The following is a 23065-nucleotide window of genomic DNA, read 5'->3' on the forward strand; positions in this document are numbered from 1 at the left end:
CCAGCATCGCCGAGCCCGCGGGCCGCGGCTAGCGGAAAAGCGACGTGGGGGTGTTCAGCCCAGCAGGGCCGCCAGCGCGGGCGCGTCGACGCCCACGAGCGTGTCGCGGAAGACGCGCCGCTCCCCCGGCTCGACCGCGACGTCGTTCGGGACCACCAGCACCGTGCAGCCGGCGGCGACCGCCGACGCGGTGCCCGGCGGCGAGTCCTCGACCGCGACACAGCGCTCGGGCGCGACGCCGAGCAGTTCGGCGGCCTTGAGGTACGGGCGCGGGTGCGGCTTGTTGAACCCCTCGACCTCGTCACCGCACACGGAGACGTCGAAGAACTCGCGGCCGATGGTGTTGAGCGCCAGCTCGGTCAGGTCCCGCTCGGTGGAGGTGACCAGGGCCGAGCGCAGGCCCGCCGCGCGGACGGCGGCCAGCACCTCGCGGGCGCCGGGGCGCCACGGCAGCGCGTCGTCGAACAGCCCGGCCGTGCGGCGGCGGATCAGCACCCCGGCCTCGATGATCGCTTCCGGCGTCACCTCGCGGCCGGCGACCTCGAGCAGGCAGGCGGCCGTGTCGTCCATGTTGGAGCCGACGAGCGTCATCCGCTTCTCTTCGGAGAGCCTGCCCCCGAGGGCTTCCGCCGTCTCGTACAGCGCGACGTCCCAGAGCTTCTCGGAATCGACCAGTGTTCCGTCCATGTCGAACAACACGGCGTCGAGACCGTCCACAGTGGATCCCTCTCCAGGGTCGGGTGGTGCAGTGCCGGGTCTCCGCTCCGGGCGCGGCCCCCGCGTTCCACGGTAGCCGAGCCGGGAGAACTCCTCGACGGCCAACGGGGCGCTGAGGCGCCCGCCACACCGCCGGGGGAAGGCCGGCGGTGCGCCGTCCGGACGGGTGACGCCGGGAAACGGTGGCGACAGGCCGCCGGACGTGCTGAACAGCCTGGGCCCGGGGGTCGTAGGCTGGTCCGGTGAGTGAGCCCGTCGACGAGACCCCGCGGCCGCCTGGCGACCGCCCCGAACCTTCCCGGCCCTTGATGGTGGTCGCCTTCGAAGGCTGGAACGATGCAGGTGACGCGGCCAGCCGCGCCGTGGAGCACCTGCAGCTCAACTGGGACGCCACACCACTGGCCGAGCTGGAACCGGACGACTACTACGACTTCCAGGTCAGCAGGCCCACGGTCCGCATGGTCGACGGCGTCACCCGCCGCGTCGACTGGCCGACGACGACGTTGTCGGTGTGCCGCCCCGACGGGTTCGACCGCGACGTGGTCCTCGTGCAGGGCCCCGAGCCGAACATGCGCTGGCGCGCCTTCTGCGCCGAGCTGCTCGAACACATCCAGCAGCTGGACGTCGCGACCGTGGTGACGCTGGGCGCGCTGCTCGCCGACACGGCGCACACCCGTCCTGTCCCGGTCACCGGGACGGCGTACGACAAGGACACCGCGTCGCTCTACGGGCTCGACCTGAACAACTACCAGGGCCCGACCGGCATCGTCGGCATCCTGCAGGACTACTGCGTGCAGGCCGGCATCCCGGCCGTCTCGATCTGGGCCGCGGTGCCGCACTACGTCTCGCACCCGCCGTCCCCGAAGGCGACGCTCGCGCTGCTGCACAAGCTGGAAGACATCCTCGACGTCGAGATCCCGCTGGGCGCGCTGCCGGAGCAGTCCGAGGAGTGGCAGCGCACGGTCAGCGAGATGGCCGACGAGGACGAAGAGATCAGCGAGTACGTCCGCGGGCTGGAGGAGCGCGGCGACGCGCAGACCGAGGTCGCGGAGCAGGACGTCAGCGGCGACAAGATCGCCGCCGAGTTCGAGCGCTACCTGCGCCGCCGCGGCCGCGGCGGCAACGGGGGCCAGGAAGGCTTCGGTCTCCGCTGAGTCAGTTCGGCCAGCTGGTGGCGAACGCCCGCGCGGGGTTCGCCACCAGCATGGCCGTGACGACGTCGCCGCCGAGCAGTCTGGTCAGCCGCGGGGCCAGCGTCGTGAGCAGGTAGGGCGCGCCCGGTCCGCCGCCGGTGACCAGCCGGGCCGCGGCCGTCGTGGTGTCGCCGCCCAGCAGCAACTGCCCGCCGTGGCCGGCCTCGACGAGGGCTTCCAGGCCGTCGAAGAGCCGCCAGTCGGTGGCGTGGTTGGCCCGCGACGGGCCGTCGAACCCGAGGAACACGCCGGTCTCGGCGATCTCCCGCTGGACCCGGACGTCCGGGTTGCGGTTGACGTGCCCGAGGATCACCCGGCCGGGCGGGACGTCGAGCTGGACGCACAGCAGGTGGACCGTCTCGAGCGCCGCGGTGCCGAGCTCCAGGTGCACGGCGATGGTGGCGCCGGTCTCGTGGTGGGCGACCGCGGCGGCGGTCATGGTCAGCCGGGCGTGCGCGTCGATCGTGTGGAACCCGCCGGCGACCTTGATCAGCCCGGCGCGTGGGCCGGTGCGCGGCTCGTCCGGGAGGTCGGCGGGCTGGGTGCCCTCGGTCAGGTCCGCGACGAACACCTTCACCAGGTCGTCGACCACTCGGCCGAGCAGCGTCGGCGCGTAGTGCTCGGCCCGGTGCAGGCCGGTGGCCGCGATCACGTGCACGCCGAGCTCCTGCGACATCCAGGCGAGTTCCCGGGTCCGGCGCGTGAGGCCGTACGGCGTCCACTGCACCAGCGCCGCGCCGCCGGCGACCTTGAACCGCAGCAGTTCCTCGGTCGCGGCGGTCGGATCGTCCAGCTCCTGGCCCGGCAGCAGCTTCGAGGCGAAGAAGAGGTGGTCGTGCGAGTTCGTCACGCCCAGTTCGGCCGGATCGATGTCGCCCAGCACCGTCCGGACCTGCGGTTCAGCGGTCATGCCGTCGAGTGTAACGGCTGACCCGTTACAATACGAGCATGCCCGACGACCATGCCTTCCGCTTCGACAGCGGCGCCCCCTGGCTCGACCTCATGGCCACCCGCGGCCGGCACTTCGGGGCGAGCCCGGTGGAACGCATGCCGACGCGGGACCGGCTGATCGAGTGGCTCGCCGAGGTAGGGCTGACACCGCTCGCCCGGGTCACGGACGCCGACGTCGAGGCGGCGCACCGGTTGCGCGAAGCGGTGCGAGAACTCGCCCTCGGCGCGGTCGACGGGATCGCGCCGCGGGCGGATCAAGTGCGCGCGCTGACGGCGTTCTTCCGCGCCGAGCCGGTGCACCTGGCCGCGCTCGACCGGCTCCACCGCAGCGCCCCGGCGACGACCGCGGACGCACTGAGCAGGCTCGCGCTGCAGGCGGCGGACTGGCTCACCGGGCCCCTGCGGGCCGACCTGCGGGCCTGCCCCGAGCAGGACTGCCGGGGCGTGTTCGCCGACCCGGGGGGCCGACGCCGGTGGTGTCCCTCCCCCGCGTGCGCCAGCCGCGGCCGCGTCCGCGCGCTCAGGGAGCGCCGACGCGCCGAGTCATAACGCTTCGCTCATTCGGATGAACCCGGATGCGGAGATCGTAACTCCGGAACACTTTCCCGATGAAAGTGCGGAGTCAGGAGGGCCAGAGGATGCGGCGCATCGGCACCGCGCCCCGCGCGCGCTTGCGCCACTCGCGCGGGTAGCCCAGCGAGACCTCTTCGAAGCGGACGCCGTCGGCCTCGGTGGTGCGCGGGATGTGCAAGTGGCCGTAGACGGCGACCTCGGCGCGGTAGCGCACGTGCCAGTCCTCGGTCTTGGTCGTGCCGCACCACAGGGCGAACTCCGGCCAGTACAGCGGCGCGGTCGGGTGCCGGTGCAGCGGCCAGTGCGACATCAGGATCGTGCCGTGGTCCCCGGGGATCGCGTCGAGCCGCTCGGTGCTGGACTTCAGCCGGTCGGCGCACCACGCCTGACGGCTGGGGTAGGGGTCCGGGTGCAGGAAGTACTCGTCGGTGCAGACGACGCCGGCCTCGCGGGCCTGGCTCAGCGCCTCTTCCAGGGACTTGCCTTCGGCGGCCGGGGTCCGCCAGCTGTAGTCGTAGAGCAGGAAAAGCGGCGCGATCGTCAGCGGCCGGGAACCGTGCCGCCAGACCGGGAACTCGTCCTCGGGAGTGAGGACGCCGAGCTCGCGGCACCCCTCGACGAGGTACTCGTAACGCGCCTGGCCACGCAACTGGCAGTCGTCGCCCTTGGTGGTCCACAGCTCGTGGTTGCCGGGCACCCAGACGACCTTCGCGAACCGCTCGCGCAACGTCTTCAGCGTCGCGATCGTGGCTTCGGCCCGCTCGGCGACGTCCCCGGCGACGAGCAGCCAGTCTTCGGGTGTCTCGGGCACGACGGAGTCGAGGATCGGGCCGTTGCCCTCGTGGGTCACGTGGAGGTCGCTGGTGGCGAAGAGGTGCGGCACCCCTCCACCGTAGCCACCGCGGTTTCGGGTACGGCCCCGAACCGGTCGATTCGGCGGGTTTTCCGCACGAGCACCACGACGCCGGCGAGGACGTAGACGCCCGCCTGGACGTTCAGCAGCACCGCGGGCCCGGTCGTCGCGACCAGGGCGCCGGCCAGCAGCGCGCCGACGGTGCCGAACGTGGCCATGACGGCGAAGGTCGTGCTCAGCACCCGGCCCGCCCGCTCCGGCGGGGCCGCGCTCTGGATCTCCGACAGCACGCCCGCGCCGAGCACGACCCCAGGGGCGCCGACCAGCACGAACAGCACGACGTAGACGCCCAGCGCGGTCGTCGCCAAGGCCAGGTTCCAGATCACCGCGGACAGCAGGCCGAGCACGACCGAGCCCCAGCCGAGCAGCGCGACCGGCGCCACCCGGCGCGCCACGGTCGCGATGGCGAAGCCCGCCACCAGCCCGCCGATCGCCTGCACGCCGCGCAGCAGGCCCGCGTCGGCTTCGCTGCCGCGGAGCACCTGCAGCACGAACACCACGAACAGGACCAGGAACATGCCCTGGGCCAGCGAGGTGAGCACCACGGCGACGCCGGTCCGCCACAACCGGCGGTTGTGCGTGAGCTCCCGCAGCCCGGCCAGCCAGGCCCGGACCACCGGTTCGGGCGCCGCGGCCGGCGCGGGCGCGCTCACCCGGCGGAACGGCTTCGCCAGCAGCGCCGCGGCGACGATCAGCACGGCGAGGTAGCCGACGATGACGTCCGCGAGTCCGCCGAAGCCCAGCAGCGCGCCGCCGGCCCAGCCCCCGGCCAGCCGGGCGACGCTGCCGTTGACGCTCATCAGCCCGTTCGCGCCGGTGACCTCCTCGACGCCGACCAGCTCCGGGACCAGGGCGTTGCGCGCCGGCTCGAACACCGACGCGAGCGCCGCCTGGGCGGCCATCACGGCGTACACGACGGCGATCCCCGGCTCGTTCAGCAGCGGCAACGCGACGACGGCGAGGCCGCAGCAGACGCCGAACAGCACGGCGCGCCGGTTCCACCGGTCGGCGACCACCCCGGCGACCGGGCTGAGCAGCACCGCGGGCAGCAGGCCGAGCACGATGCTCAGCGCCGTCGACGCCGCGGACCCGGTGCGCTGGAAGACGTAGAGCGGCAGGGCGACCTGCAGCATCCACTCGGCCGTCTCACCGAAGAACGCGGCCACCCACAACCGCGCGAACGCGGGTACCCCCAGCAGTTGCTTCATTCCTCCGCCTTCCCCGAGTGTTCGATGCGCGGGAACAGCCGCAGCCCGACGTGCACCGGGCGGGCATCGGCCGGGGCGTCCGTCCGGATCGCGCCGACGTAGGGCCGGACCAGCGCGTCGATCGCGTGGGTCAGCCGGGTCAGCTCCTCCGGCGTCACGCGCAGCGCGTAACTGATCAGTCCGGATGCCCCGCGCCAGGCCGGGTCGAGGCCGTCGAGCGAGTCGAGGTACCGCTGGGTCAGCTCCTGCTCGTGGCTCAGGGTCGCGCCGACCATGCCGAGCTGGGCCGCCCGGTGCGCCGGGTCGTCGGCCAGCTCCCCCATCTCGAGCCCGACCTGCCGGGCGCGCCACGGCCGCTCCCGGCCGTCTTCGGCGTCGGACCGCTCGACGAGCCCGTACTGCGCGAGCTGCCGCAGGTGCCAGCTGCAGTTGGACGCGGTCGAGCCGACGGCCTCGGCGCACTCACTCGCGGTGCGCGGGCCGACGGCGGTGAGGTGGTTCAGCAGCGCCGACCGCAGCGGGTGGGACAGCGCCCGCAGCAGCTCGACGTCCTCGATCCGCTTGCGCGGTGGCAGCTCGCCCATCGGGTCACCTATCTGAAAGATTCATTTCGAAAGTTCTCTTTCATACTTGGGCCCGCCTGCCGGTTTGTCAACCGGCTCCGCTATCGTTCGCCGGGCAGCGACTGCGCAAGGCAGTGACTGCGTCGTCACCGAACCTGGGATGGATGTTGCCCGACCAGCGCGAACTCGCCACCGCCGCCGCTCTCGCCCTCCCCCGGTTCGTGGGCTCGACCGCGCTCTTCCACGCCGCGGTCGCCGAGCGGATGGCCGTCACCCCCACGGAACTGCACTGCCTGCACCTGCTCCACGGCGGTGTCAGCGACTCCCCGACCGAGCTCGCCCGGCTCCTGGGCATCACCACGGGCGCGTTCACGCGGCTGCTCGACCGGATGGAGCTGCACCGCCTCGCCGAGCGCGCGCCCGACCCCGCCGACCGGCGCCGGCTCGTCGTCCGGCCACTGCCGGACCGGATGGCCGAGCTCGCGGAGCTGTACGCGCCGATGGCCCGCTTCGTCGGCGAACGGCTCGCCCGCCTCGACCGGCGTCAGCTCACCGCCCTGCTCGGGTTCCTCACCGACGGCACGGAAGCGGCCGAACGCTCGACCACGCAGCTGCCGGATGTGACCCAGGCCATATCGAGTTGACTAACTCTACAGTCGTTGCGTTAACCTGGCTCCACTATGAAGAACTGAACCGCGCCCATCCCGCTTCCGAGGCGGCACCCGGTCGAGCCGACGCTCCCGCGTGCCACGACGCCCGGCGGGATCTCCGCTTCTTTTCCTCCGGGCTCGGTGATCGCACATGTCCACTCTCGTTTTTCCGGTGCAGGCCAAGGACGTCGTCTTCGGCTACGGCACCCGCGTGGTGCTCGACGGCGTCTCGCTGACCGCGTCCGCCGGCCAGCGCCTCGGCCTGGTCGGCGAGAACGGCACCGGCAAGTCCACGCTGCTGCGGCTGCTCGCCGGCCTCGAAGAGCCCCGCTCCGGTGAGGTCCTGCGCGGCCCGGACGTCGGGTTCCTGCTGCAGGAACTGCCCTTTTCGCCGGACGGGACGTTCGCCGCCGTCGTCGACGCCGCCCTCGCCGAGATCCGCGCCGCCACGGTCCGGCTCGACGAGCTGACCACGGCGATGACCGAGCGGCCCGACGACGCGGCCGTGCTCGACGAGTACGGCCGGGTCCTGGAATGGGCGCAGGCCCACGACCTCTGGGACGCCGACCGCCGCGCGAAGCTCGTCTGCGACGGGCTCGGCCTCGGCGGGATCGCGCAGGACCGGCGGCTGGGCACGATGTCCGGCGGGCAGCGCTCACGGCTCGGGCTGGCGGCGCTGCTGATCCGGCGGCCCGAGACGCTGCTGCTGGACGAGCCGACCAACCACCTCGACGACGCCGCGATGGAGTTCCTGGAACGCCACCTCGCGGAGCTGACCGGGATCGTCGTGCTGTCCTCGCACGACCGCGTCTTCCTCGACGCGGTGTGCACGGACATCGTCGACCTCGACCCCGCCGCGACCGACAGCAAAGCCGGCGGCGCGGTCCGCTACGGCGGCAGCTACACCGACTACCTCGGGCACAAGAAGGCCGAGCGCGCGCGCTGGGAGCAGCGCTTCGCCGACGAACAGGAGGAACTGAAAGAGCTGCGCGAGACCGTCGCCGTCACCGCGCGGAACGTCGCCTACGGCCGGGCGCCGCGCGACAACGACAAGTTCATCCACCACTTCAAGGGCGCCCGCGTCCAGAAGACGATCTCGCGGCGCGTGCGCGACGCCGAGCAGCGGCTCGAGCACCTCGAACGCGACCAGGTGCGCAAACCCCCGGCGCCGCTGCGGTTCCGGGCGTCGCTGACGGGCCGCGCTTCGGGTGACGGGCCGGCGATCTCACTGCGGGACCTCGACGTCCCGGGCCGGCTCCGGCTGCCCCGGCTGGACGTCGACGGCTCGGCGCGGCTGCTCGTGACCGGCGGGAACGGCGCCGGGAAGTCGACGCTCCTGTCCGTCCTCGCGGGACAGCTGACGCCCGCGGGCGGGACGGTCCACTTCGGACACGGCGTGCGCGTCGGCCTGCTGGAGCAGGACGTCGTGTTCCCGGACCTCGCGCGGACCGCGCACCAGGTGTACCGGGACGCGCTCGGCGAGGAGGCTCCCCCGCTGAGCCGCCTCGGCCTGCTGGCGTCCCGCGACCTGGGCCAGCCCGTCGGCGCCCTTTCGGTGGGTCAGCGGCGCCGGCTGGCGCTGGCGGTACTGCTCGCCGAGCCGCCGGACGTCCTCCTGCTGGACGAGCCGACGAACCACGTTTCGCTGGCCCTGGCGGAAGAGCTGTTCGCCGCACTCGACACGGCGCCGGGCGCGGTCGTCATCGCGTCCCACGACCGCTGGCTGCGCCGGGACTGGACCGGTGACCACCTGGAGCTGGCCGCCGGCCGGCCCGCCGCGGTATAGGCCGTTATACAACAGAAGTCCGTGAAGGACTCCTTGAGGGACTTAGAGTCCCTCAAGGAGTCTCGGAGTCATGAGGTCATCGCAACACCACCTCGATGAAGGGTGGGGTTGCAGATGGCGCGAGTGCATCGCTGGCTGCCGAGGTCGGTGCAGCTGGAGTTCTGGGACCAGGTCCGGGCCGGGACAGCGGCGAAGCCGGCCGCGCAAGCGGCCGGCTTCGCCCCGACCACCGGAGTGCGGCTGTTCCGTCAAGCTGGCGGGGTGATCAGCAATGCACCCCGCCAGCCCGGCCCGCTCCGGTTGAGTATCGCTGAACGGGACGAGATCGCCTGCCTGAAAGCTGCAGGCCACGGCCCCCGCGCCATCGGCCGGGCGATCGGACGCCCGGCCTCGACGGTGTCACGGGAGCTGGCCCGCAACACTGGCCTGACCGGCGCGTATCGGGCCAGCTCGGCCCAGCACCGCGCCGACGACCGCGCGAAACGACCGAAGGTCGCGAAACTGCGGGCCGACCCGGTGCTGCGGAAGATCGTGCAGGCGGGGCTGGACCGCAAGTGGTCACCCCAGCAGATCTCCGAGAGACTGGTGCTGGATTTTCCTGACCGGCCGGAGATGCGGGTGTCACACGAAACGATCTACCAGTCGCTGTATGTGCAGGGCCGGGGTGCGCTACGCCGGGAACTGACCACCGCGCTGCGGACCGGGCGGGCGTTGCGAATGCCACGACGTCAAGCCCAGGCCCGCCGGGAACGACCCTCGGGCCGGATCCAGGACATGGTCAACATCAGTGAACGGCCGGCTGAGGTCGCTGACCGGGCCGTTCCGGGGCATTGGGAAGGGGACCTGATCCTGGGCAAGGACAACAAGTCGGCGATCGGGACGCTGGTGGAACGCCAGACCCGGTTCGTGATGTTGCTGCACCTACCCGACGGACGGGACGCCGCCACCGTCGCGGCGGCGATGACGGAGATGATCGCGGCGTTGCCGCCGTTGCTGCTGGGCTCGCTGACCTGGGATCAGGGCAAGGAAATGGCCCATCACCAGAAGATCACCCTGGACACCGGGTTGCAGATCTACTTCTGTGACCCGCATTCGCCGTGGCAGCGGGGCAGCAACGAGAACACCAACGGCCTGTTGCGTCAGTACTTCCCGAAAGGCACCGACCTGTCCCAGCACAACGCGGCGGAGTTGGTGCGGGTGGCCGAAGAGCTGAACGGACGGCCGCGGGAGACCCTCGGCTGGCGAACACCAGCCGAGGTCCTCACGGCGTTACTGTTGGATCAGCAGACACCAGGTGTTGCAACCACCGCGTGAATCCGCCAGTCCTTCACGGACCTTCAGAGGGTGATGCCGAGGAGGGCGTCGACCGCGACGCGGATGAGGCCGGGGGCCGTCGAGTCCGTGCCGTCGCGGCGCAGGGCCTCGTTCGCCCACGCGTCGATCGCGGCGAGGGCCTTCGGCGTGTCGAGGTCGTCGGAGAGGTGGTCACGCAGCCGCGTGATCGTGTCCTCGGCGGACGGGCCGGTGCCCAGCGAGACGGCCTCGCGCCAGCGGGCCAGCCGCGCCTCGGCGTCGGCGAGCAGGGAATCCGTCCACGCGCGGTCGGCGCGGTAGTGGCCGGCGAACAGCGCGAGCCGGATCGCGCCCGGGTCGACCTGGTCGGCGCGCAGCCGCGAGACGAACACCAGGTTCCCGCGCGACTTCGACATCTTCTCGCCGTCGAGGCCGATCATGCCGGCGTGGACGTAGTGGCGGGCGAACTGGCCGTCCTTGGCCACGGCCTCGGCGTGCGCCGCGCTGTACTCGTGGTGCGGGAAGATCAGGTCGGAGCCGCCGCCCTGGAGGTCGAAGCCGAGGCCTAGGCGGTTGACGGCGATCGCGCTGCACTCGATGTGCCAGCCCGGCCGGCCCGCGCCGAGCTCGGACTCCCACGACGGCTCGCCCTCGCGGGCGACCCGCCACAGCAGCGCGTCCAGCGGGTGGCGCTTGCCGACCCGGTCGGGGTCGCCGCCGCGCTCGGCGAAGAACCTGGCCATCGTCTCGGCGTCGTAGTTGGACTCGTAGCCGAACTTGCCGGTCGCCGTGTGGTCGAAGTAGACGTCCGGGAACTCGGCGTCGTCGGCCCGGTACGCGCTGCCGTTGGCCAGCAGTTTCGCGATCACCTCGACGATCTCCGGGATGCTCTCCACCGCGCCGACGAACTGCTTGGGCGGCAGTACACGCAGGGCGACCATGTCCTCGCGGAACAGCGCCGTCTCGCGCATGCCCAGCACGACCCAGTCGTCCTTGTCGCGCGCGGCCCGCTCCAGCAGCGGCTCGTCGATGTCCGTCACGTTCTGCACGTAGTGGACGTCGTGGCCGTTGTCCCGCCAGATCCGGTTCACCAGGTCGAAGGCGAGATACGTCGCGGCGTGCCCCAGATGCGTCGCGTCGTAGGGCGTGATGCCGCAGACGTACATCCGGGCGGTGGCGCCGGGCGCGGTCGGGCGGACCTGCCCGGTGGCCGTGTCGTGGAGCCGCAGCGGGCGGGGGGTGCCGGGGATGCGGGGCACGTCGACCGATGACCAAGTCTGCATACCCTCGACTGTAAGCGTTCGCTCCGGCACCCTCCCGCCCGGTGGGACACGTCCCCCACCTGGGGCAGCGCCAGGCGCTGCCGGAGCAAGTCACGCTCGCGGTCTTCGAGCAGACTCGCTCCGGCAGCGCCTAGCCCCGGCGAGCCGCGTTCGCCGTGATGGCGTCCCGGACGAAGACGCCGGCGCCCGGCCGCTGCTCGTCCTCGCGGACCAGGAAGGCCAGCTGGACCGGTTCGGTGACGTACAGCTCACCGATCCGCCGCTGCGTCTCGTACGAGCACTCCCCCATCACGCGGCCCAGCATCGCCCGGTGCTCCTCGGCCAGGTCCATCGCCTCGGCGCTGTCCGCCGTGGCCCCGGCGTCGAGGACGGCGTTCAGCCGGCCCACCCAGTCCTGCCGCGCCGCTTCGCCGGCGGCCAGGTCCTCCTTGGACGGTGCCGCCGCGCCCCGCCACTCGGGCGTGTCGCCCCAGCGCTGCGCCGCTTCCTCCGCGTACCCGTCCGGTGCCTCGAAGCCACCGAACACCTCGAACTTCTCCTCGGGCGTCAACGCGTTGCCCATGGCTCTCGCCTCCATCACACGATCGACGGCCGCGACCATCCGCCCCAGCTCGCCCATGCGCGCCACCAGCAGCTGCCGCTGCCGCTGCAGGTGCGCGTCGGCGTCGATGCCGGGGTCGTCGACGAGGGTCGCGATCGTCTCGAGGGGAAACCCGAGCTCCCGGTAGAACAGGATGCGCTGCAGCCGGTCGAGATCGTCGTCGTCGTAACTGCGGTACCCCGACGACGTCCGCCCGCTCGGGCGGAGCAGGCCGATCTCGTCGTAGTGGTGCAGCGTCCGGACGGTGACCCCGGCCAGCGTGGCGACCTTGCCCACGGGATGCCCCATCGTTTCCCCTCCTCTGCGGCCCTTGTGGCCCTTGCGAAGACCACGGTGGTGCCTCACGCGACGTCAGGGTCAAGCGTCACCCTTCCGTAGCCCGCCCCGCGCCGCCCGCGCGGTTAACCTGGCTCGATGAAGGCCCTGGTCACGGCGCTCGCCGCCCGCTTGCGGCCGGCCCGGGCCACCCGGGCCGGGCCGCGCGTCGTGCTGGGTGCCGTTCCGGCCGAGCCGGCACCGTACGTGCGGCGCGGCCGGCTGCTGGCGAAGATCGACGAGGCCTTCGACGACGGCGGGTTCTGCGTCCTGCTCGGCGCGTGCGGGGCCGGGAAGACCCAGCTCGCCGCCGCGTACGCCCGCGCCGCCGCGGCCGAGTCCACTGTGGTCTGGATCGCCGATCAGGCGGACATCGTGCCGGCGTACGCCGAACTAGCCCGGCGGGCCGGTGCGGCGGACGTCGTCGTCGACGCCGAGGCGACCGCGCGCACCGGCTTGGCCTGGTTGGCGGCCGCGGACCGGCCGGTCGTGGTGGTGGACGGCGCGACCGACCCGGACGCGCTCAACCGCTGGCTGCCCGCGCGGGCCCGGGTGCTGATCACGACGGCCGTGCCGGACTTCGAGGTTCTCGGCGGCACGGTCGCGGTGAGCGGGTTCGACGAGGCCGAGGCGGTCGGGTACCTGCGCGCCCGGTCGGGCCGGGACGCCGGGGCCGCGCTCGGCCTCGTCCGCGAGCTGGGCTGCCTGCCGCTCGCGCTCGCCCAGGCCGGAGGCGTGCTCAAGCGGCAGCACAAGGACTTCGCGGCCTACGTCGACTGCTTGCCGCACGCTTCGCCCACACTGGCCGACCGGGAACCGGGCTGTGCCGAGGACACCGTGCTGGAGGCACTGCGCGTGGTCGCGGCCCGCGACGGCCGGGCCCGCGGCGTCGCCGAGTTCCTGGCCCTGGTCGCGCCGGGGGTCCGGCGCGACCTGGTGCACCGGCTCGGGCCGGATCCGGTCGCGGTGGACGCCGTGCTCGGGGCGCTGGCGGAGGCGTCGCTGATCGGCTTCGACGTCGGCGGCGACGTCGTGATCATGCACGACCTGACCCGGCGGGCGTTGCTGAGCCGGCTGCACGCCGAGGACCGCCTGGCGCCGACGCTGGACCGGGCGTGCGCTGTCCTGGACGACCCGGACGGTGACGTCTCCCGGCACGTCGGCGCGCTGTGGCCGCACTTCCGCGCGCTCCTCCCGGCCGACGCCGCGCCGCGGCTCGCGCGGGTCATGCGGCTACGACGCCGATCGGTGCGCGAGCTGACCGCGGCCGGCGACTTCGCGCGGGCACGCGCCCTCGGCCGGGAAGTGCTCGCCGATCACGACGCCTACCTGCAACCACGCCACCCCGGCACCGAGCGGGCCGCGCGGGCACTCCGGACGGTGAGCCACCCGGACGAGGCGGTGGCGCTCTCCGAGCGCATCCTCGAGCGCCGCTCCCGGGTGCTCGGTCCCGACGCCGAAGCCACGCTCGCCGCGGGCGAGGCCCTCGGCGTCGCGTACGAGGAAGCCGGGCAGCTCGACCGCGCGCTGAAGGTGCACGAGGCGACCCTGGAGCACGCGGCGCGGGTCCTCGGGGCGGGCCACCGGGTCACGCTGCGCGCCCGCGGCAGCTTCGGCCGGACGCTCCGTTCGGCCGGCCTCGCCGGGGTGGCCGTACCGGTGTTCGAGGAGAATCTGCGGCAGCACCTCCAGGTGCACGACCCGGACCATCCGGCCACGACCGAGGCGCGGGAGGACCTGGCCCGGACGTGCGCCCGGGCGGGTCGCGCCGCCGAAGCCGTGACACTGCACGCGGCCGATTCGCCGTGGCTGGCCGTGGCCCACCAGGAAGCGGGCCGTCTCGACGAGGCGATCCGCCTGCTGCGACAGCTGGCGTCCGAGCGCGACGACCTCGGCGCCGTCCGGGTCCGGCTGTTCCTGGCCCGGGCCCTGCTGGCGGACGGCCGGTCCGCGGAAGCGCTGAAGCTGTTCGAACGGACCGTGCGCGACCGGACGAGGATCCTCGGCCCGGACCACCCGGCCACGCTCAACGCCCGGCGCAATCTCGGCCTGGCGCAGGGCCCCGCCGGCCGGGAGACGCTCACCTCCGTCGCCGCCGACTACCGGCGGGTGCTGGGGCCGGATCACCCGTACACCCGGCAGGCCGCGAAGGATCTCGCGGACCTGCCGGAGCCGGGTCAGCGGCGCCGGGTGCGCAGGTAGTCGCCCACCACCGCGGCGCCCAGGCCGTCGAGGTCCGGGGCCACCACCCGCCCGCCCGAGCGGCGGGCGATGACGTCCACGAACGCCGTCAGCCGCGGGTCGTCGCCGAGGCGGAACACCGTCACGGACGCGCCCAGTTTCGCCAGGCGGTCCACTTCGGACAGTGTCTTGTGGAGGGTCTGCGGCTGCGGCGGGTAGTCGAAGATCGCCTCACCGTCCGGTTCCAGGTGCGCGGTCGGCTCGCCGTCGGTGACCATCAGGACCACCGGCTGGGCGTCCGGGTGGCGCCGCAGGTGCTGCCCGGCCAGCAGCAGCGCGTGGTGGGCGTTGGTGCCCTGCTCCCAGGCGCCCTCCAGCCCGACCAGCTCCGGCAGCTCCACCGGCATCGCGTAGCGGCCGAACGTGATCAGCTGCAGCGCGTCGTTGCGGAACCGGGTGCTGATCAGCTGGTGCAGCGCCAGGGCCGTGCGCTTCATCGGCAGCCAGCGGCCTTCCGAGACCATCGACCACGACGTGTCGACCAGCAGCGCCACCGCGGCGCGGGACCGGTGCTCGGTCTCGACCACCTCGACGTCCTCGACGTCCAGCCGGACCGAAGACTCCCCCACCGACACCGAGCGCAGCACGGCGTTGCGGATCGTCCGCGGCACGTCCCAGGGCTGCATGTCCCCGAACCGCCACGGCCGCGACGCGCCGGTCGGCTCGCCCGCCGCGCCGGCCGACTCGGTCTCGCGATCGCCGGACTTGCCGCGCAACGCGTTCACGATGTCGGACAGCGCCGTCTCGCCCAGCCGCCGCAACGCCTTGGGCGACAACCGGAGCGAGCCGTCGGCGGCGCGTTCGAACAGGCCCTGGCGGCGCAGCTCACGCTCCAGTTCGGACAGTCGCCGCGCGTCCACGCCGGCGTCCTTCCCGAGCTGGCTCTCGAGCGCTTCCAGGTCGATGTCGTCCAAGCTCGCGCCGGGGTACGACTGGCCCAGCTGCTCGGCCAGCGCGTCCAGCTCGGCGAGGTCGGCCATCGCCTGGGCGCCTTCGCCCATGCCGAGCGGGTTCTTGCCGCGGAAGCGTTCCGACGACGTCCAGTCCTCGCCCGGCCGGGCCGCGCGCAGCTGGGCGTCCAACTCGGACAGCTGTTGCGCGAGACGCGGGTCGCCGAACGCCTGCTGGGTCAGTTCGGCCAGCTCCGCGCGCTGCTCGGCGGACATCGAGTTGAGCATCCGCTGGGCCGCGGCGGACCGGGCGGCGAGGGCGTCGATCAGCTCTTCGACGTTCCGCGGGTTCTCCGGGAAGTACTCGCCGTGCTTGCCCATGAAGTCGTCGAAGCGCTCCTGGATGTCTTCGGCGCCCTGGGCGTGCGCGGCGAGGAGGTCGTTGAGGTCGGAGAGCATCTCGTTGATCCGCTCGACGTCCTCGGGCCCGGCGTTCTGCAGCGCCTGCTTCATGCCCTGGAACCGCGACTCCATCAGCTCCTGGCCGAGCAGGTCACGGATCTTCTGGTAATTCTCCCGGCCCTGCTCGGAGCGCCAGTCGTACTCGGACAGCTCGTTGACGGCCGCGGCCGTGCCGGGCGGCAAGGCGTCCAGCTGGGCCTCGCGGAAGCGGGCGTCGTCGTCCGGGTCGGGGAACAGGTCGCGGCGCTCGGCGTCGAGGGCGTCCTGCAGGAGGCGCTGGACCTCCCGCAGGGTGCCGTCGAGGTTGTTGCGCCGCTGGATCTGCGACCGGCGCTGCCAGAGTTTCCTGGTCAGCTCGTCCAGCCCCGCGGTGCGGTCGGTGCCCCGGCGCAGTAGCTCCTCCAGCGCGGCCCGCGGCGACGAGCCGGCCATCACGTCGCGGCCGATCTCGTCGAGCGCGTCGCGCAGGTCGGCCGGGGGCGCGAGCGGGTCCGGCCCGTCGTGGAACGGGCCGTAGGAGTAGCCGTCGGGGAGCGGGACCGCGGTCATCGGCCGTAGACGGTGGTCGTGTCGTCGGAGTCCTTGGCGAGCCGCCGCGCCAGGAACAGCGATTCGAGGGCGAGTTCGACGGCGGCCGCGATCCGGCCGGCGGGTTCGTCGGGCGAGACGCCGGCGCGCGCGGCGACCTCGTGCAGGACCGGCAGCTCCGGCAGGGCCTTGAGGACGTCTTCGCCCGGGACCCGCTCACCGGTGGCGACGAGGTGGCCGTCGGCGACCGCGTCGGCGAGCGGGCGCAGGTCGAGGCCGGCGAACCGGTCGCGGGCGGTCTCGGCGATCGCCCGGCGCAGCAGGTGCACGAGGTGCTCGACCTCGCGGCCTTCCTCACCCGGTTCGAACTCGATCTTGCCGCGCAGTACCGAGGGCACCGCGTCGAGGTCGACCGGCCGGGCCACGGCGGGCTCTTCGCCGGTCAGCGCCGAACGTCGCAACGCCGCGGCCGCGACGGTCTCGGCCGCCGCGACGGCGAACCGCGCCGAAACACCCGACCGCTGGTCGATGACCGGCGATTCGCGGAGGTTCCGGACGAACCGGGCGATGACCTCCAGCAGCGGTTCGCCGACCTCGGCGACGAGGTGGGCCTCCTGCCGGACGACGGCGACCTCGGACTCGACGTCCAGGGGGTAGTGCGTGCGGATCTCGGCGCCGAAGCGGTCCTTCAGCGGGGTGATGATCCGGCCGCGGTTGGTGTAGTCCTCGGGGTTCGCGGTGGCGACGAGCAGGACGTCCAGGGGCAGCCGCAGCGTGTAGCCGCGAACCTGGATGTCGCGCTCCTCCATCACGTTGAGGAGGGCGACCTGGATGCGCTCGGCGAGGTCGGGCAGCTCGTTGATGGCGACGATGCCGCGGTGGGCGCGCGGGACCAGGCCGAAGTGGATGGTCTCGGGGTCGCCCAGGCTGCGGCCTTCGGCGACCTTCACCGGGTCGACGTCGCCGATCAGGTCGCCGACCGAGGTGTCCGGCGTGGCCAGCTTCTCGGTGTAGCGCTCGGAGCGGTGGCGCCAGGCCACGGGCAGGTCGTCGCCGAGTTCGGCCGCGCGGCGGATCGACGCGGGCGTGATCGGCTGCAGGGGGTGCTCGCCGAGCTCGGAGCCCTCGATGACGGGCGTCCACTCGTCGAGGAGCCCGGAGAGGGTGCGCAGCAGGCGGGTCTTGCCCTGACCGCGCTCGCCGAGCAGGACGACGTCGTGGCCGGCCAGCAGCGCGCGTTCGAGCTGCGGCAGGACCGTGCGGGAGAACCCGACGATGCCCGGCCAGGCGTCTTCGCCCGAGCGGAGGGCGGTCAGCAGGTTGTCGTGGATCTCTTGCGCGATGGGGCGCGGCTCGTACGTGCCGGCCGCGCGCAGGGCCCCGGCGGTGCGGGGAAGAGCGTCTGGAACTACGTTCACCCGTTCGACGCTACTGCCGGATCGGCGGCCCGTCGATGTGGAGCGACTCCAGCGTGGGCGCACTGCCGGGTTGTGGAGCGGCCCGGTAAAATAGGGCGTCGTGTGCCGACCCAGTGCGACCTTCGCCGTCTGGTCCAGCGCGTGGCTGAACGGAGCCGCCGCATCCGACGATGTGCTCGACGCCCTGCTCGCGTGGGGTGAGGCGCACGACGTCGTCGCCGCCGACGCGGCCGCCGCAGAGGCGTTCGAGCTCCCGCTGGCCTTCAACCGGGCCGCCACCCCGGTGCAACTGCTGATGGCCCTGCGTTCGCAGGGAGCGAAAAGCATGCGGCTGGTCCTCCCCGTCCCGGGTGATGTCCGGGGCCTCGGGGGCGGCGGGCCGTTCACCGAGGCGGCGTTGCGCGCCGGTGACGCGGTGGTGCTGCCCGAACTCGGCTTCGGGATCGTCCCGGAGCCGGTCGCCGAGGGCCTGGTGCGCTGGACGGTGTTCTCGCTCGTCCCGCTGGCCGCCCCGCCGGAGTACCTCGCGCTGGGCGAGGCCGAACACGGCCTGACCGACGCGATCCGCGCGAGCGCCGGCGCGCTGCAGACGTTGAACGTCGCCAGCGACCGGCCGGGAGTGCGCGCGGAACTGTCGGCGCACCTGCGTTCCCGCCCGGACGTCGACTGGCCGGCGGGCACCCCGGGCCGCGCGCTGCGAGTGCTGCAACGCGCCGAGGAGATCGCGGCGATCCTGGCGATCGCCGAGACCGACGACCCGGGCGGCGCCCTGTCCGCGTCGGCGTCGAACCTGCGGGCCCAGGCGCTGCGGCCGCTGTCGGACGCCGTCCGGATCGCCCGCTGTGCCGCTGTGAACGAAGCCGTGCGGGTCTTCGCCGAGCAGACGGCCCGCGAAGGCTGACCCGTCAACGATTCGTGCTGGCGAAGCTGCCGCAGCCGGACACGGCACGGATCGCCCGACGTGCTGCAGCCAACGAAGCCCTGCGAGTCTTCGCCGAACAGACCGCCCGCGAAAGCCGACCTCCAGCGATTCGCGCCGGCGACGCTGCCGCAGTCTGACACGACACGGATCGCCCGCTGCGCCGCCGTCAACGAAGCCGTGCGGGTCTTCGCCGAGCAGACGGCCCGCGAAGGCTGACGTCTCAGCCGTTCGTGTCGGCGGTGATGTGCTCGAAGAGCCCCGGCTGAATCCGAGTGCGCACGCCCTCGGCCCACGGCTCGGCCACGTCGTCAACGTCGAGGGCGGCCGCGGTGTTGAGCAGCATGCCGAAGGCGAGGAACGACTTCACCGTCACCGGGTCGAGGCCCGTCGGATCGGCGACGGTGTCCCACATGCGGGCGAACCGCGTCCGCACCAGGTCGCGGACCTCGCTGTCGCCGCACGCGGCCAAACCCTGGAGCTGCAGCAACAGCGTGGTGCGGTCGGCGAGGGATTCGTGGTAGCGCGCGCCCATCCGCGTCAGCGCGTCCAGCCCTTCGGCCCCCTCGGCGGCTTCGGCCATGCCGTCGCTGAACCGGTCGAAGGCCGCGCCGACCAGCTCCAGGAACAGCGCCTTCTTGGTCCCGAACATCCGGAACACGTAGGCCTGCGTGATGCCGGCCTCGTGCGCGATCGCGTCGACCGAGGCGCCGTGCAGGCCGTGGTTCGCGAATTCGCCCGCCGCGATCCCCAGGACCTGGGTCCGCCGTTCCGTTCCGCTCATGCGTGTGGCCACGGCGACTAAGTTACCAGTTACTAACTACTAACTGATACCGTGCGCCCCATGGTCGAGGACACCTGGGCCGCACTGGCCGACCAGTTCGCCGACGGCGCTTACGCCACCGTGAAGGGGCGGGTGCGCACCTATGTGCTGCACCGCCAGCTGCTGGAACACCTGCCGGCCCCGCCGGGTCGTGTGCTCGATGTCGGCGGCGGCGCGGGACACCAGTCGCTCCCGCTGGCCCGCGCCGGGTACGACGTCACGCTGCTCGATCCGTCGCCGGCGATGCTGGACAAGGCCCGGCGTCGATTACCGGACTCGGTGACGCTCGTGGAGGCCGACGGCGCGGCCGCCGAGGAAGCCGTGGGCGGGCAGCGCTTCGACGCCGTCCTGTGCCACGGGGTGCTCGGGTATCTGGAAGACCCGGAACCGGTCCTCGACCAGCTGTGCCGGTGCGTCGCGCCCGGCGGGCTCGTCTCGATCATGGCGGGCAACGCCGACGCGGCCGCGGTGCGCCCGGCCATGGAACGACGGTGGGAGGACGCGCTGGCGGCGTTCGGCACCAAGACCGAGATCGGGGTCCTGGGCCTGCCGACACGCGCCGACACCGTCGACGAACTCAGCGGGTCACTGCGCAGCCGCGGCGTGGAACCCTTGCAGTGGTACGGAGTCTGGCACTTCGTCGACTGGCTCGACCTCGGCGGAACCGAGCTGGACCCGGCCGACACCGAACGCGTGGCGGCGGTCGAGCTCGAAGCCGGCCGGCGCGATCCTTACCGCCGGCTCAGCCGCGTCTTCCACCTGGTGGGGCGCAAGAACTAACGCCCGGGACGCTTCGCGGGCTCGCAGCAGCCGATCGCGCACGGGGCGCCGTTGACCGTGCAGCCGCCCGCCGGGAACGACGACAGCTTGCGCGGCGCCACGTCGTGCGTGTGCTCGCGGATCAGTTCCACCACCAGCTCGGCGAACCGCGGGTCGCTGCCCGCGGTCGCCGCGCGGGCGAACGCCATGCCGTGTTCCGCCGCCCGCTCGGCCGCTTCGTTGTCCAGGTCCCAGATCACCTCGAGGTGATCCGACACGAACCCGAGCGGCGAAACGACCACTCCGGGCACTCCCGAAGCGTGCAGCGCGTCGATGTGGTCGACGATGTCCGGCTCCAGCCACGGCACCTGCGGCGGCCCGGACCGCGACTGCCAGACGACGTCGTAGGTCTCGACGCCCGCTTCGGCCGCGACGAGCCGGGCGGCTTCGGCGATCTGGCGCGAGTAGCGGCGGCCGCCTTCGGCCGGCGGGCCGGACGCTTTGTCCGCACTGTCGGGCACCGAGTGCGCCGTGAAAACCGTGCGGATGCCCGGCACGTTCCCCAGTGACGCGTGGGCGGCGCGGACGCCGTCGGCGATCGCCGAGACGAACAGCGGGTGGTCGAAGAACTGGCGCAGTTTCACCATTTCGGGGGCATTTTCGCCGACCGCGGCGCGGGCGCGTTCGATGTCCTCGTCGTACTGGCGGCACGCCGAGTAGCCGCCGTAGGCGCTCGTGGGGAAGACCAGGATCCGCTGCGCGCCGGCCGCCGTCAGCTCGTTCAGGGTGTCTTCGACCATCGGGTACCAGTTGCGGTTGCCGAAGTGCACCGGCAGCTCCACCCCCGCCGCCGCGAGCTGCTTCTCGACCGCGGCGATGGCGTCGCGGTTCAGCTTGTTGATCGGCGACACCCCGCCGAAGTGCTGGTAGTGCTCGGCGACCTCCAGGAGCCGCTCGCGCGGCACCCCCCGGCCCCGGGTCACGTTCTCGAGGAACGGCATGACGTCGTCCGGCCCTTCCGGACCGCCGAACGAAAGCCACAGCAACGCGTCGTATCCCACCTCCGTCATCTTGCCGCTGTGGCGCCCCGCACGCTGACGCGGGCCCGTTATGAATCGACCAGTCCAAAACCCTGGTACGGTGATCCCATGGCCAGGCCACGGGAGTTCGACGAGTCCGCCGCCGTCGACAGCGCGATGCACGCGTTCTGGGAACACGGCTACGAGGCGACGTCCACACAGGACCTGTGCGAGGCCACCGGGCTGGGCCGCAGCAGCGTCTACAACACCTTCACCAGCAAGAAAGCGCTGTTCGAGCGGTCGCTGACGCACTACACGGACAGCCAGCTCACGGCCCGGCAGGCGCTCCTCGACGGACCGGGCACGGCCGCCGAACGGCTCACCGCACTCCTCACCACGACCATCGACAGCGAACTCGACCGCGACCGCCGCGGCTGCCTGGTCGTGAACACCCTCGCCGAGCTCGGCATGCCGGATGACGGCATCGGCGCCGCCCTGCGCAACGACACCGAGCGGAACCTGGCGATGCTCACCGAGTGCGCCCGGGAAGGCGTGCTCGACGGCAGCCTGCGGCCCGGCCGGGACCCGGCCGACGTCGCGCAGTTCGTCCTCAACACCGTCACCGGCCTGAAGGTGATGTCCCGGCGCGGCACCAGCCGCGAGGCGATGTACGCCGTCGCCGATCTCGCGCTGTCCGCTCTCGTCGCCTGAACCCCGGGCCACTTTCGACAGAACCCCGCCCGAATTTTGTACTAATCGATCCACAACCTAGGAGGACCCGTGCCCCTGGCCGTCTTCGTCCTCGGGCTCAGCGTGTTCGCGCTGGGCACGTCCGAGTTCATGATCACCGGCCTGCTCCCCGGCATGGCCGCCGACCTCGGCGTGAGCATCCCCGACGCCGGCCTGCTGATCTCCGCGTTCGCCATCGGCATGGTGATCGGCGCGCCCCTGCTGGCGATCACCACCCTGCGGCTCCCGCGTCGCCGGACGCTGCTGGTGCTGCTCGCGGTCTTCCTCGGCGCGCACGTCGTGGGCGCGCTCGCCACCGGGTACGCGCTGTTGTTCGCGACGCGGGTCGTCGCCGCGCTCGCCTGCGCGGGTTTCTGGGCCGTGGGTGTCGCCACGACGATCGCGCTGGTGCCGGTCGAGCGGCGCGGCCGCGCGATGGCCGCACTGGTCGGCGGGCTGACCGTGGCGAACGTCGCCGGCGTGCCCGCGGGCACGTTCATCGGGCAGCACGCGGGCTGGCGGACGGCGTTCTGGGCGGTCGCGGCGGTGACCCTGCTCGCGGCGGCCGGCGTGGCCGCCCTGGTGCCCGAAACGACCGGCGGCGGGATGAGCGTCCGGTCCGAGCTGCGGCTCTACCGGCGCGGCCGGGTCTGGCTCGCGCTCGGCGTGATCGCCTTGTGCCAGGCCATGATCTTCGCCGCGTTCAGCTACCTCGCTCCCCTGCTGACCGAGACGGACGGCCTGCCCCAGGCGTGGGTCCCGGGCGTCCTGGCGCTGTTCGGCGTCGGCGCGCTCATCGGCATCACGGCCGGCGGGCGGCTGGCCGACCGGCACCCGTTCGCCACGCTCTACAGCTGCATCGGGCTGACGCTGGCGGCCCTGCTCGTGCTGGCCCTGACGACCGACGCGGTGGTCGCCGTCGCGGCCGTGCTCGTCTTCGGGGCCGCCGGGTTCGGCGCCAACCCGGCGCTGAACGTGCGCACCTACGCCGTGGCCGGAAACGCCCCGACGCTGGTGGGCGCCAGCACGACGGCCGCGTTCAACGTCGGCAACACGGTCGGCCCGTGGCTGGGCGGAGTCGCGATCGGCGCCGGGCTGGGTTTCCCGAGCGTCGCGTGGACGGGCATCGCCCTCGGCGCGGCGACGGTCGTCGCCCTCACGGTCGCGGTCGCCGTCCAGCGTGCCGACGACCGGCGGCCGGTCCCGGTCGCGGCCTGAAAGCCGTGAAGGC

The 23065-nt window shown here is 72.7% G+C and carries 22 protein-coding genes; 11 read left to right on the forward strand and 11 right to left on the reverse strand.

Annotated elements, in window-relative coordinates:
* Positions 1–54 precede the first annotated feature (54 nt).
* Positions 55–687, reverse strand: coding sequence for an HAD family hydrolase (locus OHS18_RS06610; protein ID WP_442875464.1), 633 nt, complete (start codon positions 685–687; stop codon positions 55–57).
* Between the two features lie 272 nt (positions 688–959).
* Between OHS18_RS06610 and OHS18_RS06615 the strand changes: the two genes are divergently transcribed.
* The gene (locus OHS18_RS06615) at positions 960–1871 is read left to right on the forward strand and encodes a PAC2 family protein (RefSeq protein ID WP_247051910.1); all 912 of its coding nucleotides are present in this window, start codon (positions 960–962) and stop codon (positions 1869–1871) included.
* Between the two features lies 1 nt (position 1872).
* On the opposite strand, the gene OHS18_RS06620 is transcribed toward OHS18_RS06615, so the two are convergent.
* Positions 1873–2820 carry a phosphotriesterase family protein gene (locus OHS18_RS06620; protein ID WP_328616320.1) on the reverse strand — a complete coding sequence of 316 codons (948 nt, stop codon included), beginning with the start codon at positions 2818–2820 and terminating at the stop codon, positions 1873–1875.
* Positions 2821–2858: 38 nt separating this feature from the next.
* On the opposite strand from OHS18_RS06620, the gene OHS18_RS06625 reads away from it, so the two are divergent.
* On the forward strand, positions 2859–3410 hold the full coding sequence (locus OHS18_RS06625) for a CGNR zinc finger domain-containing protein (RefSeq protein ID WP_328616321.1): 552 nt from the start codon (positions 2859–2861) through the stop codon (positions 3408–3410).
* Positions 3411–3483: 73 nt separating this feature from the next.
* On the opposite strand, the gene OHS18_RS06630 is transcribed toward OHS18_RS06625, so the two are convergent.
* The 3 genes from OHS18_RS06630 to OHS18_RS06640 are packed head-to-tail and all read right to left on the reverse strand — an operon-like array spanning position 3484 to position 6139.
* The gene (locus tag OHS18_RS06630) at positions 3484–4317 is read right to left on the reverse strand and encodes a metallophosphoesterase family protein (RefSeq protein WP_328616322.1); all 834 of its coding nucleotides are present in this window, start codon (positions 4315–4317) and stop codon (positions 3484–3486) included.
* A complete protein-coding gene (locus OHS18_RS06635; protein WP_328616323.1) occupies positions 4281–5555 on the reverse strand; it encodes an MFS transporter in 1275 nt (424 codons plus the stop codon). Before OHS18_RS06635 ends, OHS18_RS06630 begins: the two co-directional genes overlap by 37 nt.
* The gene (locus OHS18_RS06640) at positions 5552–6139 is read right to left on the reverse strand and encodes an ArsR/SmtB family transcription factor (RefSeq protein ID WP_328616324.1); all 588 of its coding nucleotides are present in this window, start codon (positions 6137–6139) and stop codon (positions 5552–5554) included. Before OHS18_RS06640 ends, OHS18_RS06635 begins: the two co-directional genes overlap by 4 nt.
* 146 nt (positions 6140–6285) lie before the next feature.
* On the opposite strand from OHS18_RS06640, the gene OHS18_RS06645 reads away from it, so the two are divergent.
* From OHS18_RS06645 to OHS18_RS06655, 3 genes are all read left to right on the forward strand, one after another.
* Complete coding sequence (locus OHS18_RS06645; protein WP_328458927.1) at positions 6286–6762, forward strand: MarR family winged helix-turn-helix transcriptional regulator; 477 nt, start codon at positions 6286–6288, stop codon at positions 6760–6762.
* Positions 6763–6919: 157 nt separating this feature from the next.
* The gene (locus tag OHS18_RS06650; RefSeq protein WP_328616325.1) at positions 6920–8554 is read left to right on the forward strand and encodes an ABC-F family ATP-binding cassette domain-containing protein; all 1635 of its coding nucleotides are present in this window, start codon (positions 6920–6922) and stop codon (positions 8552–8554) included.
* A gap of 114 nt (positions 8555–8668) precedes the next feature.
* Positions 8669–9868: an IS30 family transposase gene (locus OHS18_RS06655; protein WP_328616326.1), complete on the forward strand. Its 1200-nt coding sequence runs from the start codon at positions 8669–8671 to the stop codon at positions 9866–9868.
* 23 nt (positions 9869–9891) lie between these two features.
* Here OHS18_RS06655 and mshC read toward each other — a convergent pair whose 3' ends face one another.
* On the reverse strand, positions 9892–11130 hold the full coding sequence (gene mshC / locus OHS18_RS06660) for a cysteine--1-D-myo-inosityl 2-amino-2-deoxy-alpha-D-glucopyranoside ligase (RefSeq protein ID WP_328616327.1): 1239 nt from the start codon (positions 11128–11130) through the stop codon (positions 9892–9894).
* A 130-nt stretch (positions 11131–11260) separates the two neighbouring features.
* Entirely contained in the window at positions 11261–12019 is a 759-nt protein-coding gene (locus tag OHS18_RS06665) for a MerR family transcriptional regulator (RefSeq protein ID WP_328454986.1), read from the reverse strand.
* 126 nt (positions 12020–12145) lie between these two features.
* Here OHS18_RS06665 and OHS18_RS06670 point away from each other — a divergent pair, with 126 nt between their 5' ends.
* Complete coding sequence (locus tag OHS18_RS06670) at positions 12146–14248, forward strand: tetratricopeptide repeat protein (protein WP_328616328.1); 2103 nt, start codon at positions 12146–12148, stop codon at positions 14246–14248.
* On the opposite strand, the gene OHS18_RS06675 is transcribed toward OHS18_RS06670, so the two are convergent.
* Positions 14224–16188 carry a vWA domain-containing protein gene (locus OHS18_RS06675; RefSeq protein ID WP_328616329.1) on the reverse strand — a complete coding sequence of 655 codons (1965 nt, stop codon included), beginning with the start codon at positions 16186–16188 and terminating at the stop codon, positions 14224–14226. The two genes, OHS18_RS06670 and OHS18_RS06675, sit on opposite strands and share 25 nt — an antisense overlap.
* Positions 16185–17585 carry an ATP-binding protein gene (locus OHS18_RS06680; protein WP_328454983.1) on the reverse strand — a complete coding sequence of 467 codons (1401 nt, stop codon included), beginning with the start codon at positions 17583–17585 and terminating at the stop codon, positions 16185–16187. Before OHS18_RS06680 ends, OHS18_RS06675 begins: the two co-directional genes overlap by 4 nt.
* 100 nt (positions 17586–17685) lie before the next feature.
* Here OHS18_RS06680 and OHS18_RS06685 point away from each other — a divergent pair, with 100 nt between their 5' ends.
* Positions 17686–18486, forward strand: a complete 801-nt coding sequence (locus OHS18_RS06685) for a hypothetical protein (protein ID WP_328454981.1) — start codon at positions 17686–17688, stop codon at positions 18484–18486.
* Positions 18487–18546: 60 nt separating this feature from the next.
* A complete protein-coding gene (locus tag OHS18_RS06690; RefSeq protein WP_328616330.1) occupies positions 18547–18723 on the forward strand; it encodes a hypothetical protein in 177 nt (58 codons plus the stop codon).
* A gap of 4 nt (positions 18724–18727) precedes the next feature.
* Here the strand turns inward: OHS18_RS06690 and OHS18_RS06695 are convergent, their stop codons facing one another.
* On the reverse strand, positions 18728–19300 hold the full coding sequence (locus OHS18_RS06695; protein WP_328616331.1) for a TetR/AcrR family transcriptional regulator: 573 nt from the start codon (positions 19298–19300) through the stop codon (positions 18728–18730).
* A 48-nt stretch (positions 19301–19348) separates the two neighbouring features.
* Between OHS18_RS06695 and OHS18_RS06700 the strand changes: the two genes are divergently transcribed.
* On the forward strand, positions 19349–20107 hold the full coding sequence (locus OHS18_RS06700; RefSeq protein ID WP_328616332.1) for a class I SAM-dependent methyltransferase: 759 nt from the start codon (positions 19349–19351) through the stop codon (positions 20105–20107).
* On the opposite strand, the gene OHS18_RS06705 is transcribed toward OHS18_RS06700, so the two are convergent.
* Complete coding sequence (locus OHS18_RS06705; protein WP_328618737.1) at positions 20104–21147, reverse strand: ferrochelatase; 1044 nt, start codon at positions 21145–21147, stop codon at positions 20104–20106. The two genes, OHS18_RS06700 and OHS18_RS06705, sit on opposite strands and share 4 nt — an antisense overlap.
* An 87-nt stretch (positions 21148–21234) precedes the next feature.
* On the opposite strand from OHS18_RS06705, the gene OHS18_RS06710 reads away from it, so the two are divergent.
* Together OHS18_RS06710 and OHS18_RS06715 are read left to right on the forward strand one after the other, a co-directional pair.
* A complete protein-coding gene (locus OHS18_RS06710) occupies positions 21235–21816 on the forward strand; it encodes a TetR/AcrR family transcriptional regulator (RefSeq protein WP_328616333.1) in 582 nt (193 codons plus the stop codon).
* 69 nt (positions 21817–21885) lie between these two features.
* Positions 21886–23052, forward strand: a complete 1167-nt coding sequence (locus tag OHS18_RS06715; protein ID WP_328616334.1) for a Cmx/CmrA family chloramphenicol efflux MFS transporter — start codon at positions 21886–21888, stop codon at positions 23050–23052.
* Positions 23053–23065 lie beyond the last annotated feature (13 nt).

The organism is Amycolatopsis sp. NBC_00355 (assembly GCF_036104975.1).
Lineage (GTDB): Bacteria > Actinomycetota > Actinomycetes > Mycobacteriales > Pseudonocardiaceae > Amycolatopsis.